The sequence below is a fragment of the Thioclava sp. JM3 genome, from assembly GCF_002213185.1.
Lineage (GTDB): Bacteria > Pseudomonadota > Alphaproteobacteria > Rhodobacterales > Rhodobacteraceae > Thioclava > Thioclava nitratireducens.
The window spans coordinates 195,896-210,733 of record NZ_NBOB01000007.1 but is presented as its reverse complement, the minus strand read 5'-3'; the positions used below and the strand labels follow the sequence as shown (position 1 = coordinate 210,733).

Below are 14,838 nucleotides of genomic sequence, written 5' to 3'. Positions count from 1 at the left end.
GCGGGATGTCGCAGGCTCAATGAAAAAAGCCCGCGCGGAGTTCCGCACGGGCTTTATACAAAGTTGGCGTCACGTCTTTCACGCAACTTGCTTGAGGGCGCTTTCTTCCGGGATGAACTCCTCGTGGAGCGCCTTGATCACGGGTTTCAGATCGTCCCGTTCGAGGACGAATTGCACGTCCACATTCCGCGGGCCCTGCGTGGCGCCGAGGCTTTCCATATCCGCTTTCGCGATCGCCTGCAGGCCACGGGTCAGTACCGAGAGACCGCTCAGGTCACGCCCGATGACCGAGGCCATCGATAGCATCCGGGCCGAAATTTCCGCCGAGGGATAAATCTCGCAGAGATCCTTCTCGACGCGCTGCAGCACACGGATCGGGGCATCGACGTAATGGGTGATCGTGTTCGCATTCGAGGCTTTGGACACGATACGAACGTCGTGGCGCGTCAGCACCTCGAGAATCTTGGCGTCGTAGCCCTTCACGCCGACCATGTCCTGTTCGAACACTTCGAGCGCGATGATATCGAGGCCGGTCACCATTTCGACCGCCGCTTCCTTGGCGGGCTTGTCGTCGATCAGCGTGCCCGGATCGCCCGGGTCGAACGCGTTGGTGACACGCAGCGGAACGTCCGCCTGGCGCAGGGTCTTGGCGGCCTTCGGGTGGATCGCCTCCATGCCCATGTTCGACATCTGGTCGGCCACGTCATAGTTCGTGTGACCCAGCTTGCGCACCTTGCCCTCGCCCACCAGCTTCGGGTCGGCGGAAGACAGGTGGAATTCCTTGTGAATGATCGCCTCGCGCGCGCCGGTGAGGGCTGCGAGCTTGGAGAAGGTCACTTCGGAGTAGCCACGGTCGAATTCCCGCATCAAGCCTTCGGCACATTGCGCATAGCCCGTCACGATCGGAAGCTCGGATTTCGGATCGATGTCCTTCATCGCACCCATGATCCGGCCTTCTAGGTCGTGATCGGTCTCGTCGCGCCAACCGGACAGGTCGACGAGACGTGCGTTCACGCCGTTGCGCTGCAACAGGAGCGTCGTGACGAAAGCGGAGTGCGCCTCGCCCAGACCCGACAGCAATTCGCGGATCTGCAGCATATGCTGCGAGAGCCGGAAGTGCCCGTAGGAGCACAGACGCTGCAGGTCGATCAGGCAGTTGCGCGCGCCTTCGGTGCGCTCGCGGACGAACTCGGTCGCCTGCGCGATGTCGCCGGGATGCTTGAGCACATTCTCATGGGCTTCGATCATCGCGGTGGACACGCGGCTCAGCGCCTCGTGCCAGCCATGTTCGCTGTCGGCCTTTGCGAATTGCGCATAGACACCCGCCTCGCCCGATTTCTTGTGTTCGAGCAGCAGATCGGTGATGCCACCGAACGCCGAGACGACGAAAATGCGGTTATAGAGATCGGCGCCCTTGCGGTCTCCGATGAACAGCGTGTCGAGCAACTCGTCCACGCGGCTCATGGAGGTGCCGCCGATCTTTTCGACCGTGTGATTCTGGTGGGTCAATTTGGCCCCCTTACGAATTTTCCAGTTCTTCGGCCGGCGCGTACGACCCGTCTTCACGGTGAACCTCGTTACCGGTCACCGGCGGGTTGAAGCAGCAGGCCATGACGAGATCTTCGTCCCCCGCGACGAGGCGGTGATGGTCATGCAGGTTAAGCGCATACATCACGCCCGGTTTGATTTCGTGGCGCGTGCCGTTGTCGAGCTCGGTGATGTGGCCGTTGCCCGAGATGCAGTAGACGCTCTCGAAATGGTGCTTGTAGTGGAACGTGTGATCCGAACCGGCCTTTAGCGTGGTGATGTGAAAGCTGAAGCCCATCTTGTCGTCGGCCAGCAGCATACGAACACTGCTCCAGTCGGCATCGGACACGTCGCGGTCTGTGTTCTTGAGCTTGTTGAAATCACGAACGATCATGATCGTTTCTCCGTATTTGAATTCGTTGGATCGCCGGGGAGGGGGGGCGGATTATTCCGCCGCGATGTCCGTGCGTTCGCCGGTCACCTCGGTGGCGGCTTCACGCAGGATTTCCAGCCCCTTGCGGAATTGTTCCATCGGCGTGGTCAGCGGTGCGAGCACCTTCACGACCTGGTCGTCATTGCCCGAGGTTTCGATCACGAGACCTTTCTCGAAGCAGCGACCGCAGATCGCCGAGGCAAGCTCGCCGGTGCCGACATCGACACCCTGCATCAGGCCCCGGCCCTTGAGGAAGGCACCCGGCACGAGATCGGCCACGGCGGCCAGACCTTCCCGGAGGACGTCCGATTTCACGGCCAGTTCCTTCTGGAACTTGTCGTCGGCCCAGAACTTCTCGATCGCCACGGTGGCGGTCACGAAGGCATGGGTGTTGCCGCGGAAGGTACCGTTATGCTCGGCCGGGCCGAACACGTCGTAGTCGGGACGCACCAGAACCAGCGCCATCGGCATGCCGAAGCCGGAGATCGACTTCGCTTGGGTCACGACGTCCGGCATCACGTCCATCTCCTCGAAGGAGAAGAAGGTGCCGGTGCGGCCGCAGCCTGCCTGAATGTCGTCGATGATGAACAGCGCACCGTGCTTGCGGGCGACTTGTTCGACGCCTTTCACGAATTCCGGGCTTGCGGCGTTGAGGCCGCCCTCGCCCTGAACCGTCTCCAGCATGATCGCCGCCGGAGCGTCGATCCCGCCCGAGGCGTCCGAGAGCATCTGGTCGAGCAGCGCGACCGAATCGACGCCATCGGCATAGGCGTCATAGGGCATGCGGGTCACGCCATGCGTGTCCATACCGGCGCCGCCACGGTGATAGCCGTTACCGGTCGCCGCCAGAGCGCCCATGGTCACGCCATGGAAGCCGTTGGTAAAGGTGATGATGTTGGTGCGGCCAGTCGCCTTGCGCGCGATCTTCATCGCGGCTTCGACGGCGTTCGCACCGGTCGGACCGACGAACATCAGCTTGTGGTCCATGCCGCGCGGCGCGAGGATATGCTCCTCGAAGGCGCGCAGGAACTTGCCCTTGCTGTCGGTGTGCAGGTCGAGCGCGTGGCCCATCTTGTTCTCGGTCAGGTGCTCGATCAGCGCCTGCTTCATGTCCGGGTCGTTATGCCCGTAGTTCAGCGACGAGCAACCGGCGAGGAAGTCAATATAGGTGTTGCCCTCGGCGTCGGTCAGCTCCGAGCCTTGCGCGCTGGTGAAAACGGTATCGAAGCCGCGGCAGTAGGAGCGGGCTTCAGATTCGCGTTGGGTAAAGATCGTCTTATCCGTCGAATGAACGGTCATGGGGGACTCCGTAGAATTGGGGGAAAGAGGAGGGTGCGCGGCCTGAGATCAGGCGGCAGCACGCGCCTCCTCGGGGAAGGTGATGGTGACCATATGTTCGGTCGAGGCGTGGCCGTCGAAATGGTCTTCTTCGTGGAAGTGCGCCTCATCGGTCAGCTCGCCGCCCATCGAACGGGCGAAGGAACGGAAGAGCGCCCAGCTGGCTTCGTTGCTCTTGGTGATGGTCGTCTTCAACTTGGTGCAGTCTTCGGCGACGTCGCGCTGGATGAGGTGGCGCAGCATACGCTTGCCAAGACCCAGCCCCCGCGCGTCAGGGGAAACAGCCACTTGCCACACGAAGAACGTGTCCGGCTCGGACGGGGCGATGTAGCCCGAAATCCAGCCGACGACCTCGCCTTCGCGCTCCACGAGGACACAGGTGTCCCCGAAGTGATCGCACTGCAGAAGGTTGCAATACATCGAATTTTCATCAAGCGGCTTGCAGCGGCGGATCAGCTTCCAGATTTCGCTGCCGTCTTCGGACTCCGGCTTACGGAAGACCAGTTCAGAACCCTTCTTGATCGACTCGACTTGCGGCACAGCTCTTTCCTCTCGTTTGCTTCGGTAGCCTAAGTAGTTCATGTAGTCGAAAATTTCAACCACCTAACTAATGGAACCCGGAAAAGTTCCGCTTATAGCCTTATATTCTTGCTTATAAGCCCTAAATACCGTTAGTATGACAAAGCAAATGAGTAGAAGCGAACGAAATAAGCTTAGCAAAGCCAAGCAATTGCAGAACACGGAACTCTCTGCGATACTGGGCCGTCTTGATAAAAAAGGGGCCCGCCGCCTGATGGAGCGTGTCGATACGAGCCTGATCGCTTTGCGTAGAATCCTGCGCGCGACCGAAATGTTCGGTCGCGACCTGGCGAAGGCTGCCGGGCTGACGCCTGCGCAGTTCCGCGTGCTTCAGGTGATTTCCGAAAAAGGCTGGTCGACCCCCAAGGCCATCGCACAGCGCATGGGCGTGAGCCAGGCGACGATGACAGCGCTGATCGACAAGCTCGAGCGCAAGGGCATGGTGACCCGTCAGCGCTCCGAACGGGACCGCCGTCAGACCGATATCGTGATTACGGAGCTCGGCGCGAGTGCGATCGACGAGGCGCCCGACGCCCTGCAGCAAATCTTCGTCCGCCGATTCGAGGCACTGGAAGATTGGGAGCAGGCTCAGATCATCGCCTCGCTCGAGCGCGTCGCCTCGATGCTCGACGCGCATGAGATCGACGCCGCCCCCGTTCTCGATTGGGGCGACATTTCCGGCAAGCCGAACTGATCAGGCCCGGATCCACGTCCCGTCCGGGGCGCGGATGAACCTCTCGTTCTCGATCGGCTCGAAGCTCATGTCCCGCGCCCCGTAAAGCGTGATCGACAGAGCGTCGCGCCCCCCTTCGATCACGTTAAACGTATTCGGCTCGCCGCGCAGGCGCGAGGACAGGCCCGTCCCCGCCTGCACGAACAGTATGCCCGGCACGGCCGAGAAGGGGGCCACCAACCCGGTGTGCAGATGCCCCGAAAGCACGAGATCCGCACCGCATTCCGACATGCCCTGCAGCGCGTCCCCTGCCCCCTCCATGAGAGCCTTGTCGACCTCGGGGCCGTGTTCGAGCGGATGGTGCATCACTGCGACTCGCAATCTCTCGCCCACTTCTTCGAATTCCTGACACAGACGGGAGATCGTGCGGTCGGGCACCTTCCCGCGCTGCCACGCGAAGCGGTTGACCGTGTTCACGCCCACCACCTTGAAGCTGTCGGTCTCGTAGACAGGTTCGAGATCGTGATTGATCGCGGATTTGTAGCGCCCGAAGGGCTTGAGCATCCGAAGAACGATATTGTCGAGTGGCGTGTCGTGATTGCCGGGCACCGAGAGCGTCTCACTCTCGATCTGCTCGAGGAACATCCGAGCTTGCATGAACTGACCGCGCCGGGCGCGCTGCGTGAAATCCCCCGAGATCACCGTCAGATCAGGTTCGAGCTGGTTCAGTGCCGTAAGAAGCGGCATCTCGAGTTCGGGCAGGCTGCGCCCGAAATGCAGGTCGGAAAGGTGAACGATACGTGTCATGCAGTTGCGTCTTGGGGTTCGGTCTCGCCATGCGCCGCGGGCAGCACGATCCAGAGCGGCTCGTCGGACATCTTGAAGCGGAATGGGCTCTCAGCGCGGCATTTCTCACCGTCATAGGCCAGAAGGCCTCGCCGGCGCGCGGTTTCGATCTCGAAGGATTTCGCCCGGATCAACTCGTAATCCTCGCCCTGCTTTGTCTTGCGGCGCACAAGGCGCATGGAGAGACGGAAGAGATCCCGGCGGGTCTGCGCCTTTGCCACGAGCACCGCGAAGGCGTCGTCGCTGATCACGGTCGCCCCGTCGAGCCCGAAGAAATCGAGCTGATAGGCGGAGCGGGCGATGAAGACGAGCGCCGTGCGTCGACTCAGCTTTTTTCCGTCAGCCGTAATCTTCAGCTGCATCGGGCGCTGGAACCGAAGGAAGGTCTTGAACACCGACCAATGCGCGACGATCCGGCGGCGCCCCCAGCGCGCATAGATGTCCTCGCGCGCCTTCAAGATCGACGGGTAGATGCCGAGCGAGGCATTGTTCAGAAACACCTGCCCGTTCACTTCGCCGACGCGGATCGAGTGCGCTTTGCCTTCGCGAATCGCGCGCGCCGCCTCTTCCGGATCCTCGGAGAGACGCAGACCTCGGGCGAAGAAATTGAAGGTGCCGAGGGGCAGTACGGCCATCGGCACATCCTGCCCCACCAGCGCACCCGCGACAGCCATCGCGGTGCCGTCACCACCCGCCGCCACGATCATCTCCGCGCCCTCGTCGAGCGCTTTACGCACGGTCGCCACGATGTCGCTTTCCGGCGACCATCGATAAAGCGACGCACCGTCACCAAGCGCCTCCATCGCGCGGCTGATCGCTTCCTCGTCCTTGGCATTGCCCCCCGAAGAGGGGTTCGCAATCAGCGCGACCGCTTCGCGACGCAGCGCGGCGCTCGGCTGCGGCGGGGCGCCGGAATCGGGGTCAGAATCGGAATTTCCGACGTCTTTCCCGTGACTTATACCGGACGTAAGCGCGGAGTCCGCACCGGGGGTCACGGCGGCGGAAAACCCCGTGTTATTCTCCGACGAAACGGAGTCCTTGGGCTCGGTTGTCATGCTTTCACCTCTTCGTGCGGCTGTAACGCCGCACGGAGCCGGAAAGGTCCGTGAAAAGGTTGCGCGCCTCGACTTGGTTATTTACGACATAGAAGTGTCGGAATTTGGCAAGTCCTGCGCGCGTTCTCACGTGAGCGTGACTTCATGAGGATTCCAACCCGGGAAAATCCGGGACTTATCGCGACCGGTATCACGGCGGCAGCCCGCGCGGATCGCTTCAAATCAAAGCTGCCACAACAGGAGGACCTGTATGAACAAGAAAGCGCTTGCCGCGCTACTGACGGCGCTGCCGCTGGCGACCTTCTCGGCGCCTGCCTTCGCCGCCGACGGCGAATGTGGTTCCGTCACCGAAGCGGAAATGAACTGGGCTTCGGCCGGTGTCGCCGCTTGGGTCGACAAGATCATTCTCGAAAACGGCTACGGCTGTGACGTGACGCTGGTGACCGGCGACACGATGCCCACCTTCACCTCGATGAACGAGAAGGGCGAGCCCGATATCGCGCCCGAGCTTTGGGTGAACGCGGTAAAGGTCGCGCTCGACAAGGCCGTCAGCGAGGACCGCCTCGTGATCGCCGCCGAAATCCTCAAGGATGGCGGCGAAGAAGGCTGGTGGATTCCGAAATACGTCGCCGACGAGCACCCCGAGATCAAGACGGTCGACGATGCGCTGAAGCATCCCGAGCTGTTCCCCGATCCCGAAGAGCCGTCGATCGGTGGCGTCTACAACTGCCCGTCGGGATGGAACTGCCAGATCTCGACCGCGAACCGCTTCAAGGCCCACAAGGCCGAGGAGAAGGGCTTCAAGCTGGTCGACACCGGTTCGGCTGCGGGCCTCGACGGCTCGATCGCCAATGCCTACGAGTCCAAGAAGGGCTGGCTGGGTTACTACTGGGCACCGACGGCGATCCTCGGCAAATACCCGATGGTCAAGCTCGACGCAGGTGTTCCGAACGACAAGAAAGCCTGGGACGAGTGCAACTCGCAGGCCGATTGCGTCGATCCCAAGCCCAACGCCTACCCGACCTCGGACGTGTTTACGGTCGTGACGAAGGAGTTCGCCCAGAACAACGCGGTGGCCATGGACTACCTTGGCAAGCGTGAATGGTCGAACAAGATCGTGGGCGAGTTCCTCGCTTGGCAGGCCGACAACCAAGGCACCAACGAGGACACCGCTTACTACTTCCTCGAGAACTATCCGGATGTCTGGAAAGCGTGGCTTTCCGACGACGTGATCAAGAAGGTCGAGGACGCGCTCTGAGCGGGCGAACCGAGATTTTGGCGCGCGTAAGGGGAGCCTTGCGCGCGCTTTCTCTTAACCGGCGCAAATAATCGACCGGAGGACATAACAAGATGGCATCTTCATGCTGGGGCTTGCCGGAACTGCTCTGTGAGTTCCCTTCCCTTCCCAACTCCACCCTGCGCCACATGCGCATGGGCATCGACGACGGGTTCCGCGGCATCGTCCGCGCCTATTCCGATCAAATCGACGCGGCCACGCGGCCGCTTCAATGGTTTCTCAACACTCTCGAACACGCCTTCGTGGACACGCCGTGGTTCATCATCTTCGCGCTGATCCTCGTCGTGGTGTGGTTCGCCTCGCGCAATCCGAAGATCGTGATGGGCTCGGCCATGGGCCTTGCCTTCATCGGCATTTTCGGCCTGTGGGAGGACACCATGACCACCCTCGCGATGGTCACCGTGGCGACGCTGATCGCGATCATCCTCGGACTGCCGATCGGCATCCTGATGGCGCGCTCGGACCGGATGCAGCAAATCCTCACGCCGGTGCTCGACGTCATGCAGACCATGCCATCCTTCGTCTATCTGATCCCGGTCGTCGTGATCTTCGGTATCGGCAAGGTGCCCGGCGTGATCGCGGTGGTGATCTACGCGATCCCGCCGATGATCCGTCTGACCAATCTGGGCATCCGCCTCGTGGACAAGGAAGTCATCGAAGCCGCGGACGCCTTCGGCGCCAACCCGCGTCAGAAACTCTGGGGCGTCCAGCTTCCGCTGTCGCTGCCGACGATCATGGCGGGCGTCAACCAGACCATCATGATGGCGCTGGCGATGGTCGTCGTGGCCTCGATGGTCGGTGTCGGCGGCCTCGGTAAAAACGTGCTGCAGGCGATCAACAACCAGTTCTTCACCATCGGCTTCCTGAACGGCTTCGCGCTCGTCGCGATCGCGATCATCTTCGACCGCGCAAGCCAGGCGTTCGGCAAGCGGCTGCAGAAACATTCGGAGGCTGGCCATGACTGATGCGACGACAAACGCAGCGGACGAGACCCGCTCTGGCATCGAAATCCGAAATCTCTACAAGATCTTCGGGGCGCGCCCCAAAGATTACGTGGAGGTCGTGCAGGGCGGCATGGGCAAGGAAGAGCTCAACGACAAGCACAACCATGTGCTCGGTCTGCAGAACATCAACCTCGACCTGCCGCCGGGCAAGATCTCGGTGATCATGGGCCTCTCGGGCTCGGGCAAGTCGACGCTCATCCGCCATATCAACGGGCTGATCATGCCCACGGCCGGGGAAATCCTCTATAATGGCCGCGATGTGGTAAAGATGAACGAAGAGGAGCTTCGTGAATTCCGCCGCCACGAGACCGCGATGGTGTTCCAGAAATTCGCGCTTCTGCCGCACCGGACCGTGCTGGAAAACACCTGCTACGGCCTCGATATCCAGGGCATCGACCGCAAGGAGTCCGAGCCGATCGCGAAGAAATGGATCGCGCGCGTTGGTCTTGCGGGCTACGAGGACAACTACCCGAACCAACTCTCGGGGGGCATGCAACAGCGGGTGGGTCTAGCCCGCGCGCTGGCCAACGATGCCGACATCCTGTTGATGGATGAGGCGTTCTCCGCGCTCGATCCGTTGATCCGGATGGACATGCAGAAGGTACTTCTTGACCTGCAGGCGGAGCTGAAGAAGACGATCGTCTTCATTACCCACGACCTCGACGAGGCGCTGCGGCTGGGAGACAAGATCGCGATCCTGCGCGACGGTGCGCTAAATCAGGTGGGCACTGGGCAGGAAATCGTGCTGCGCCCGGCGAATGAATACATCGCCGAGTTCGTCCGCGAGGTGAACCGGGGTCGCGTGATCCGGGCCGAGACCATCGCGATGCCATTGCCGGAAGGCGAGCTGCCGAAGATGAAGGTAAAAGCCAGCTCGGTGCTCGAGAAGATCGCGCGCCGGATGGCCGATGCCGAGGTGCGCATGGCGACTGTTGTCGACAAGGCGAACAAGCCGATCGGCGTGGTCGACATGCCGACGATCCTGACGGCCATGGTCATGCCCGCAAGCGTCGAAGAAGGCGATGACGCGGTCGAGGAAGACAGCGCCGCCTGAAGACTACGGGGCCGCCGCGCCAGCGTGGCGGCCCTGCCCGGCTCAACCCATCAGAACCAGCTGGGGCCGCGGCGCGACAATCGTATCATGTTGGCGCTGGTGTGGTTTCCGATCTGCGTCATCGAAGCCGAAATCGCCCGATCTGCCGTCTGTCCGCGCATCAGCGCGAAAGCTGCAGCCTCTGCCGCCGCCGCGACCGCCACTGGCTTTTCCTGCATCATCTGGAACGATTCGAGCGGGGAAACATCCCAAAGCCCCATCATCCCCGCGACTCGCATCGAGATCACCGCTTGCGCCTCGACGCCGATCCGCGCGGCCTCGAAACCGATGCGCAAAAAAGAAAGGGGATCCATGCAAACTCCTAGAACCAGACACCGCTGCAAAGCGACGCGGGGCCGTCAGGATCGCAGGTACAAGTAAAGATAATGCACGTTTCTTGGCGGTCGAGGCGGAAAAAATCAGATTTCCGCGATCTTGACGTTACAAAACGCCAAGTATTGCTTGGCCGCACCGGTTTTCCACCTTGCCTTCACGGCACTGTGACCCATCCTTTTAGCGTCGCTCGCGTATTGACAGGGCGCAGACGTGAACCAAATGGTTCAAAAATCGCGCGCGGGTCGGTCGGCGGGGCCGAAACCATGCGCAAACAGGGATTTTGACGGGACATCCAAATGATCAAACGCCTCCTCATCGCTCTCGTCGCCCTCATCCTCGTGGTGGGTGGCGTCGTCGGCTACAATCTTTTCCGCTCCAAGATGATCGCGCAGTTCTTCGCGAATATGAAGCAGCCCCCCGTGGCGGTTTCGGTCAGCGAGGTGAAGCCCATCACCTGGGAGCCGGGCCTCGAGGCGATCGGGACCGCCGCCGCCGTGCAAGGGACCGAACTTGCCGTCGAAATGGGCGGCACGGTGCAGGCGATTCATTTCGAAGCGAACGACAAGGTCGAGAAGGGCGAGGTGCTCTTGCAGATCGACGACAGCTCCGAGCGCGCCGATCTGGCCTCGGCCAAGGCCGCTCAGGACCTCGCCGAGACCAATCTCAAGCGCGCGCGTCAGCTCGCCGACCGGGGCGTGTCCGCCACCTCCAATCTCGATCAGGCCGAAGCAAGCGCACAGGAAGCGCGCGCAAGCGTCGCGAAGCTCCAGGCCTTGCTCGAGAAGAAGCGCCTGACAGCGCCGTTTGCGGGCATCATCGGCATTCCGCGGGTGGAGGTCGGCCAATATGTCGGAACCGGCACCACTTATGCGACGCTGCAGGATCGCGATCATATGCGGGTCGACTTCACCCTGTCCGAGCAGCAGGCGCGGCTGGCCGAAGCGGGCCAGACCGTCAAGGTGCAAACCGAGGACGGCTCCGTCGACCTGAAAGGCGAGATCACCGGGATCGAGCCCAAGATCGACCCGAATTCGCGCCTCGTGACGCTGCGCGCCGAGGTTCCCAATGGCGAAGGCAAGCTGACGCCCGGCCAGTTCGTGCATGTCACTGTGGTGCTGCCCGCAGAGGATAACGTGATCGCCCTGCCGCAGACCGTGGTCAGCTCCAACCTCTACGGCGATTCCGTCTACGTGGTGCGCAAGGAGACCCCCGAAGGCGCGGATAAGCCGCAGTTGGTCGCCAAGCAGGTCTTCATCACGCTCGGACGCCGCTCCGGCCAACTCATCGAAGTCACCAAGGGTCTCAAAGCGGGCGACATGGTCGTCAACGCGGGTCAGAACAAGCTGAACTCCGGCGCGACGGTGAGCATCGACAACGCGATTTCGCCCGATCCCGATGCGCCCTCGACCGAAGAGGTGATGAAAGCCTTCGGCATGGAGGGCAACGCCGCGGCAAACTCCGAGGCGTCTTCGGACGGCAACTCGAGCGCCAGCGCGGAGGGGGACTCGGACACCACGTCGGACGCCTCATCGGACACGACCTCAGACGGCGCGAAGGCGCAGTAAGGCCAAGCCCATGAATATCTCCGAGATCTTCATCCGCCGCCCCGTCCTGTCGATGGTTCTGGGCGCGTTCATGCTCCTGCTGGGGGCGCAGGCCTATTTTAACCTGCCCGTCCGCCAATATCCGGAAGTCGAGGAAACGGTGGTCACCATCACCACCGCCTATCCCGGCGCCTCGCCCGAACTGATCCAGGGCTTCATCACCTCGCCGCTCGCTGCTGCCGTGGCGACCACTGAAAACGTCGATTACGTCACCACCCAGTCGCGGCCGTCGGCCTCGGTTATCTCGGTGCATATGAAGCTCGGGTCCAATTCCGACGCGGCGATGACCGAGGTGCTCTCGAAAGTGCAGCAGGTGAAGGGCCAACTGCCGTCGGCCGCGAAGGACCCGGTGATCCAGAAGGGCACCGGCCAGACCTTCGCGCTGATGTATCTCGCGGCGCTCAACCCCAACATGACCCCCGAGCAGCTGACCGAATATCTGCGCCGGGTGATCCGTCCGCGCATGTCCACGATTCCGGGCGTCGCGCAGACCCAGATCATCGGCGCCTCCGATTACGCGATGCGGGTCTGGATCGATCCGGACAAGCTGGCTGCGCGCGGCGTCACGGCGTCGGAAGTGGTGGGCGCCATCCAGGCGTCGAACTTCCTCTCGGCCCCGGGCAAGACGAAAAACGAATACGTCGCCCAGTCGATCACGTTGCAATCCACGCTGCAGACGCCCGAAGCCTTCGGCAAGCTGCCGATCACCGGCAAGGGCGATGACGTGGTGCGCCTCCGCGATGTCGCGAAGATCGAGCTCGCCAAGGCCTCCGAGAACGAGATCGTCACCTTCGAAGGCAAAGAGGGCACGTTCCTCGGCGTCTACCCGACGCCGGCTGCCAACCCGCTCGATACGGCGGCGGCGGTGCGCAAGGCGCTGCCCGATATCAACGCAACGCTTCCCGAAGGCATGAAGATCGAGCTGGTCTACGACTCGACCGAGACGATCTCGGCCTCGATCCACGAGGTGTTCAAGACCATCGGCGAGGCGGTCGCGATCGTGACCGTGGTGATCCTTCTGTTCCTCGGCTCGCTGCGCTCGGTGGCGATGCCCATCGTGACCATTCCGCTCTCGCTGATCGGGGTGCTCGCAGTGCTTCTGGCGCTGGGATACTCGATCAACCTTCTCACACTGCTGGCAATGGTGCTGGCGATCGGCCTCGTCGTCGATGACGCGATCGTGGTGGTGGAGAATATCCACCGACATATCGAAGAGGGGATGAAACCGATCCCCGCCGCCGTGCGGGGCATGAAGGAGATCACCGGGCCGGTCATCGCGATGACGATCACGCTGGCCGCAGTGCTCGCGCCTCTGGGCTTCACCGGCGGGTTGACCGGACAGCTGTTCCGTGAATTCGCCTTCGCACTCGCGGGGTCGGTGATCCTGTCAGGGATCATCGCGCTGACGATCACGCCGATGATGTCGGGCCGCCTGCTGAAACATGGCGAGTCCAAGGGCTTCCAGGCGTTCGTCGACCGCAATTTCGATCGGCTCTCGGGCTGGTACGGACGGCGCGTCGACGGCTCGCTCGACCTGCGCGGGATCACGCTGCTCATCGTCGTTTCGCTGGTGGGCGTGACCGGGTTCATGCTGATGAACACCAATTCCGAGCTTGCCCCAGACGAGGATAACGGCGCGCTCTTCGCGATTCTGAACGGGCCACGCTACGCGACCAGCGACTACACGCAGAAATATATCGACCAGGTCGGACGCGACACCGCCGACATCCCCGAAGTGCGCACCGATTTCTCGATCGCGGGCTTCGGCGGCGACAGCTCTCAGGGTATCTATATCTGGGCGCTCAAGGACTGGGCGGATCGCACCCGCAGCCAGAAGGAAATCCAGCAGGAGATCCAGAGCGATCTGGGCAAATCGACCGGCCTGAAGGGCTTCGCTTTTGCGCCGCCGTCGCTGCCGGGCACCGGGGGCGGCCTGCCGATATCGGTGGTGATCCAGTCGATCCACTCCGCAAAACGCGTCGCCGAGGTGGCCGAGGAGATCAAGAACAAGGCGCAGGCCACGGGCAAGTTCATCGTCGTACAGAACTCACTCAACTTCGACAGCCCGCAGGTCAATGTCACGATCGACCGCGACCGGGCGGCGGCGCTGAACGTGCCGGTCTCGGATATCGGTTCGACGCTGGGGCTGTTGGTCGGCGAAGCGTCGGTGGCGCAGTTCGACCGCGACTCCAACAGCTACGACATCATCCCGCAGGTGCCTCAGGAATTCCGCGCGAATCCCGAGGAGCTGGGCCGCTACTTCGTCCGCTCCGCCTCGGGTGCGATGATCCCGCTGTCATCGCTCGTGAAGATCGACACCGGCGTGAACGCCGCCTCGATCGAACAGTTCGACCAGTTGAACGCGGCGACGATCACGGCGCTCCCCCTGCCCGGCGGCTCCACCGGCGAGGGCGTGCAGACGATCGTGGACATCGCCAATCAGGTGATGCCCGACGGCTTCTTCGTGAACTATTCGGGCCAATCGCGGATCGAGACTCAGCAAGGCAATACCATCGTGATCGCCTTCGCGGCGGCCGTGCTGGTGATCTATCTGGTGCTCGCCGCCCAGTTCGAGAGCTTCCGCGACCCCTTCATCATCATGATGACGGTGCCGCTGACGATCTTTGGCGCGGTGCTGCCGCTGAACCTCGGCTTGGGCACGCTCAACATCTATTCCGAGGTGGGGTTGATCACGCTGGTGGGGCTGATCACGAAACACGGAATCCTGATGGTCGAGTTTGCCAACCAGCAGCGCGAGCAATCGGGCCTCACCCGCCGGCAGGCGATCGTGAAGGCCGCGCAGACCCGTCTGCGTCCGATCCTGATGACCACCGCCGCAATGGCGCTGGCGGTGGTGCCGCTGATCCTCGCGCAAGGCGCGGGCGCAGAGGCACGCAAGGCGATGGGCCTCGTGATCTTTTCGGGGATCCTGATCGGGACGATGTTCACGCTGTTCGTGGTGCCGATGTTCTACACCTTCATCGCGCCTTCGGACAAAGCCTACAAAGCGGCCGAGGAAAAACGTCTGGCCGCCGGCTGAGACGGAAGGCAAA

The 14,838-nt window shown here is 62.2% G+C and carries 13 protein-coding genes; 6 read left to right on the top strand and 7 right to left on the bottom strand.

Going from position 1 to position 14,838, the window contains the following annotated elements; genetic code table 11:
- Window positions 1–78 precede the first annotated feature (78 nt).
- From B6V73_RS14960 to ectA, 4 genes are read right to left on the bottom strand one after another with little or no spacing between them, the layout of a single operon-like run.
- Window positions 79–1,509: an aspartate kinase gene (locus B6V73_RS14960; RefSeq protein WP_075775938.1), complete on the bottom strand. Its 1,431-nt coding sequence runs from the start codon at window positions 1,507–1,509 to the stop codon at window positions 79–81.
- A 10-nt stretch (window positions 1,510–1,519) separates the two neighbouring features.
- Window positions 1,520–1,921, bottom strand: a complete 402-nt coding sequence (locus B6V73_RS14955) for an ectoine synthase (protein ID WP_075775937.1) — start codon at window positions 1,919–1,921, stop codon at window positions 1,520–1,522.
- Between the two features lie 51 nt (window positions 1,922–1,972).
- Window positions 1,973–3,259: a diaminobutyrate--2-oxoglutarate transaminase gene (gene ectB, locus B6V73_RS14950; RefSeq protein WP_075775936.1), complete on the bottom strand. Its 1,287-nt coding sequence runs from the start codon at window positions 3,257–3,259 to the stop codon at window positions 1,973–1,975.
- A 48-nt stretch (window positions 3,260–3,307) separates the two neighbouring features.
- Window positions 3,308–3,838 carry a diaminobutyrate acetyltransferase gene (ectA, locus tag B6V73_RS14945; protein WP_075775935.1) on the bottom strand — a complete coding sequence of 177 codons (531 nt, stop codon included), beginning with the start codon at window positions 3,836–3,838 and terminating at the stop codon, window positions 3,308–3,310.
- 253 nt (window positions 3,839–4,091) lie between these two features.
- Between ectA and B6V73_RS14940 the strand changes: the two genes are divergently transcribed.
- A complete protein-coding gene (locus tag B6V73_RS14940) occupies window positions 4,092–4,571 on the top strand; it encodes a MarR family transcriptional regulator (protein ID WP_075775934.1) in 480 nt (159 codons plus the stop codon).
- Here B6V73_RS14940 and B6V73_RS14935 read toward each other — a convergent pair whose 3' ends face one another.
- Both B6V73_RS14935 and B6V73_RS14930 read right to left on the bottom strand, forming a co-directional pair.
- Window positions 4,572–5,357 (bottom strand): metallophosphoesterase family protein, encoded by a 786-nt coding sequence (locus tag B6V73_RS14935; RefSeq protein ID WP_088725629.1) that lies wholly within the window; start codon window positions 5,355–5,357, stop codon window positions 4,572–4,574.
- The gene (locus tag B6V73_RS14930; protein ID WP_088725628.1) at window positions 5,354–6,451 is read right to left on the bottom strand and encodes a diacylglycerol kinase family protein; all 1,098 of its coding nucleotides are present in this window, start codon (window positions 6,449–6,451) and stop codon (window positions 5,354–5,356) included. The genes B6V73_RS14935 and B6V73_RS14930 overlap by 4 nt, the downstream gene beginning before the upstream one ends.
- A 250-nt stretch (window positions 6,452–6,701) precedes the next feature.
- Here B6V73_RS14930 and B6V73_RS14925 point away from each other — a divergent pair, with 250 nt between their 5' ends.
- The 3 genes from B6V73_RS14925 to B6V73_RS14915 all read left to right on the top strand — a co-directional run bounded on the left by B6V73_RS14925 (window position 6,702) and on the right by B6V73_RS14915 (window position 9,806).
- Window positions 6,702–7,709 (top strand): ABC transporter substrate-binding protein, encoded by a 1,008-nt coding sequence (locus B6V73_RS14925; protein WP_075775932.1) that lies wholly within the window; start codon window positions 6,702–6,704, stop codon window positions 7,707–7,709.
- Between the two features lie 92 nt (window positions 7,710–7,801).
- Window positions 7,802–8,713 carry a proline/glycine betaine ABC transporter permease gene (locus B6V73_RS14920; protein WP_075775931.1) on the top strand — a complete coding sequence of 304 codons (912 nt, stop codon included), beginning with the start codon at window positions 7,802–7,804 and terminating at the stop codon, window positions 8,711–8,713.
- Window positions 8,706–9,806, top strand: a complete 1,101-nt coding sequence (locus B6V73_RS14915) for a glycine betaine/L-proline ABC transporter ATP-binding protein (RefSeq protein WP_088725627.1) — start codon at window positions 8,706–8,708, stop codon at window positions 9,804–9,806. Before B6V73_RS14920 ends, B6V73_RS14915 begins: the two co-directional genes overlap by 8 nt.
- Before the next feature lie 50 nt (window positions 9,807–9,856).
- On the opposite strand, the gene B6V73_RS14910 is transcribed toward B6V73_RS14915, so the two are convergent.
- Window positions 9,857–10,159, bottom strand: coding sequence for a hypothetical protein (locus B6V73_RS14910; RefSeq protein WP_075775929.1), 303 nt, complete (start codon window positions 10,157–10,159; stop codon window positions 9,857–9,859).
- 318 nt (window positions 10,160–10,477) lie between these two features.
- On the opposite strand from B6V73_RS14910, the gene B6V73_RS14905 reads away from it, so the two are divergent.
- Together B6V73_RS14905 and B6V73_RS14900 are read left to right on the top strand one after the other, a co-directional pair.
- Window positions 10,478–11,746 (top strand): efflux RND transporter periplasmic adaptor subunit, encoded by a 1,269-nt coding sequence (locus tag B6V73_RS14905; protein ID WP_088725626.1) that lies wholly within the window; start codon window positions 10,478–10,480, stop codon window positions 11,744–11,746.
- Window positions 11,747–11,756: 10 nt separating this feature from the next.
- Window positions 11,757–14,825 (top strand): efflux RND transporter permease subunit, encoded by a 3,069-nt coding sequence (locus B6V73_RS14900; RefSeq protein WP_075775927.1) that lies wholly within the window; start codon window positions 11,757–11,759, stop codon window positions 14,823–14,825.
- Window positions 14,826–14,838 lie beyond the last annotated feature (13 nt).

What these genes read in the sequence shown, in the direction of transcription:
- B6V73_RS14955 (WP_075775937.1), bottom strand. Translation starts at nt 1,921, where the DNA reads ATGATCGTTCGTGATTTCAACAAGCTCAAGAACACAGACCGCGACGTG.
- ectB (WP_075775936.1), bottom strand. Translation starts at nt 3,259, where the DNA reads ATGACCGTTCATTCGACGGATAAGACGATCTTTACCCAACGCGAATCT.
- B6V73_RS14940 (WP_075775934.1), top strand. Translation starts at nt 4,092, where the DNA reads ATGGAGCGTGTCGATACGAGCCTGATCGCTTTGCGTAGAATCCTGCGC.
- B6V73_RS14935 (WP_088725629.1), bottom strand. Translation starts at nt 5,357, where the DNA reads ATGACACGTATCGTTCACCTTTCCGACCTGCATTTCGGGCGCAGCCTG.
- B6V73_RS14930 (WP_088725628.1), bottom strand. Translation starts at nt 6,451, where the DNA reads ATGACAACCGAGCCCAAGGACTCCGTTTCGTCGGAGAATAACACGGGG.
- B6V73_RS14925 (WP_075775932.1), top strand. Translation starts at nt 6,702, where the DNA reads ATGAACAAGAAAGCGCTTGCCGCGCTACTGACGGCGCTGCCGCTGGCG.
- B6V73_RS14920 (WP_075775931.1), top strand. Translation starts at nt 7,802, where the DNA reads ATGGCATCTTCATGCTGGGGCTTGCCGGAACTGCTCTGTGAGTTCCCT.
- B6V73_RS14915 (WP_088725627.1), top strand. Translation starts at nt 8,706, where the DNA reads ATGACTGATGCGACGACAAACGCAGCGGACGAGACCCGCTCTGGCATC.
- B6V73_RS14910 (WP_075775929.1), bottom strand. Translation starts at nt 10,159, where the DNA reads ATGGATCCCCTTTCTTTTTTGCGCATCGGTTTCGAGGCCGCGCGGATC.
- B6V73_RS14905 (WP_088725626.1), top strand. Translation starts at nt 10,478, where the DNA reads ATGATCAAACGCCTCCTCATCGCTCTCGTCGCCCTCATCCTCGTGGTG.
- B6V73_RS14900 (WP_075775927.1), top strand. Translation starts at nt 11,757, where the DNA reads ATGAATATCTCCGAGATCTTCATCCGCCGCCCCGTCCTGTCGATGGTT.